Raw genomic sequence first — 2510 nt, 5'->3', positions numbered from 1 at the left:
CGATCCATGTGCGCCCCCTGGCAGGCGGGCGACATCGACGCGCCGCGCTCGCCATCTGCGACGCGGCCGACGACGCCGAGGCGGAGCGCTTCGCCGCCGCAGCCCGCGCCGCCGGGGTGCCGGTGAACGTGGTGGACAAGCCCGACTTCTGCGACTTCTCCTTCGGCGCCATCGTCAACCGCTCGCCGCTGGTGGTGGGCATCTCCACCGACGGCGCCGCCCCGGTGTTCGGGCAGGCGGTGCGCGCCAAGATCGAGGCGCTGATGCCGGCCGGCTTCAAGGCCTGGGCGGAGGCGGCCAAGACCTGGCGCCGCGCGGTCTCCGCACTGGAACTGCCGTTCGCCGCCCGGCGCGCCTTCTGGGAGCGCTTCGCCGCCCGCGCGCTCTTGGAGCCAAACCGCGCGCCCACCGAGGCCGACCGCGACGCGCTCCTCGCCGGCATCAGGGCCGACGCTGCGCCCCATCGCGGATCGGTGGTGCTGGTGGGCGCGGGCCCGGGCGATCCGGAGCTGCTCACGCTGAAGGCGGTGCGGGCGCTGCAATCGGCCGAGGTGGTGCTCTATGACGATTTGGTCTCCCCCGCCATCCTCGACTTCGCCCGCCGCGAGGCGAGGAAGATGCTGGTGGGCAAGACCGGCTACGGCCCGTCCTGCAAGCAGGACGACATCAACGCCTTGATGGTGGACCTCGCCAAGGAGGGCCGCCGGGTGGTGCGCCTCAAGGGCGGCGAGGCGATGATCTTCGGCCGTGCCGGCGAAGAGATCGCGCATTGCCGCGCCGCCGGCATCCCGGTGGAGGTGGTGCCGGGCATCTCCTCGCCGCAGGGCGCGGCGAGCCGGCTGGTGGCCTCGCTCACCCACCGCGACCATGCGCGGCGGCTGCAGTTCGTCACCGCCCATGCGCGCGACGGCAAGCTGCCGAAGGACCTCGACTTCAAGGCGCTCTCCGACCCGGCCGCGACCACCGTGGTCTACATGCCCCGCCGCACTTTGCCGGACCTCGTGGCGAACCTCGCCGCGGCGGGCGCCGATCTCGCCACGCCGGCGGTGGCGGTGTTCTCGGTGACGCGGCCGCAGGAGCGGATCGTGCCGGCCAGCCTCGGCACGCTGGCTCAAGCGGTGGAGCAGGCGGTGGCGGAGGGGGCGGAAGGGCCCTGCCTCATCCTCTACGGCCACGCGCTGGCGGTAGGCGGCGGTGTTCGCGGCGCCGGCGCCGGAGGCGGCGCGCCTCGGCCTGTGACCCTCAGGCGCGCACGAAGGTCCAGACCCCGTCCATTTCGCCCTGAACCAGCGCGCCCTTGAAGACCAAATGGCGCAGGTGCGCCAGCGCCTCGCTGAGGCCGAAGCCGGTCTGCTCCAGAGGCAGCGGGCGGAACAGCACCTGGAGCGTGTCCATGGCGGTGCGCGGCACGGCGCAGAAGTCCATCAGCCGGTCGAGCCGCTCCGCGTGGTGCGCCCTCAAGGTCGCGATGCGCGCATGGAGCCCGTCGAACGGCGCGCCGTGGGACGGCAGGACGTGCGTGTCCGCCGGCAGCGTCTCGAAGGTGCCGAGCGAGCGCAGGAAGGCCGCGAGGTTGTCGGCGCGCGGATCGGAGGGCTGCACGCCGATATGGGGCGAGATGTGGCCGAGGATCTGGTCCGCCGCGATCAATAGGCCGCGCTCGGGCGAATGGAGGCACACCATCTCCGGCGCGTGCCCCTCGCCGATCATCACCCGCCAGGTGGTGCCGGCCATGGCGAGTTCGTCGTCGGCGGCGAGGCGCATGTAGCGGCGCGGCAGCGGGCCGACCCATTTGGGATAGAGCATGCCGCGCTTCGGCAGGAAATCGAGGAACGCCTCGGGCGCCCCGGCGCGGCGGCAGTGGGCGATAAGGCTCGCCATCTCCGTCTCCGCGTCCTCGCGCAGAAACACGTTGGCCTGCAGCCACTCGGTGCGGCTCATGTGCAGCTCGGCGCCGGTGGCCTCGTGGAGGAAGCCGGTGAGGCCGATATGGTCGGGGTGGAAATGGGTGACGAGGAGCCGCGCCACCGGCGCGCCGCCGAGCCGCGGATCGGCCAGGACGCGGGTGAAGATGTCGCGCGTGCGCGCATCGTCCACGCCCGAATCGATCAGCGTCCAGCCGTCCGCGCCGGAGAGCAGCCAGGCGCTCACCTCGCGCGGCGGAAAGGGCAAGGGCACCTCCACCCGGAGGATGCCGGGCGCCACCGCGCTCAGCTCGGGCGCCTCACTCAAAACCGTCATCGTCGTCCCGCCTCTTTCCGCCATCGCGGCCGGAGAGCGGTCGTGACAGCCACCCGGGGCCCATTCGCTGCCCCGCACCATGCTGATTGCCGCCCGCAAGGCAACGCCAAATGTGCGCCGCCCGGTCCCAGCGCGGTCGCCTCCTCGCCCGCGTGCCCCCTCCCCACCCCTCCCCCGCAAGCGGGAGAGGGAGTCAGGTTCGGGCCGCGCCGCTCAGCCGCGCCAGTCGGAGAAGCTCCGGCCGGCGCGCGCGCGTTCCACCAGCAGCG

2 protein-coding genes are annotated in these 2510 nt (G+C 73.1%); one reads left to right on the top strand and one right to left on the bottom strand.

Annotated elements, in window-relative coordinates; translation table 11 throughout:
- On the top strand, positions 1-1301 hold a 1301-nt coding region (gene cysG / locus AC2W7M_RS23725), incomplete at its 5' end, for a siroheme synthase CysG (protein ID WP_486135412.1).
- On the opposite strand, the gene AC2W7M_RS23720 is transcribed toward cysG, so the two are convergent.
- The gene (locus AC2W7M_RS23720) at positions 1243-2241 is read right to left on the bottom strand and encodes an MBL fold metallo-hydrolase (RefSeq protein ID WP_486135411.1); all 999 of its coding nucleotides are present in this window, start codon (positions 2239-2241) and stop codon (positions 1243-1245) included. The two genes, cysG and AC2W7M_RS23720, sit on opposite strands and share 59 nt — an antisense overlap.
- Positions 2242-2510 lie beyond the last annotated feature (269 nt).

The sequence above is a fragment of the Xanthobacter sp. BG11Y11_SDJG genome, from assembly GCF_057364445.1.
The sequence above is the reverse complement of the archived record's forward strand: the minus strand, read 5'-3'. Positions and strand labels throughout refer to the sequence as shown.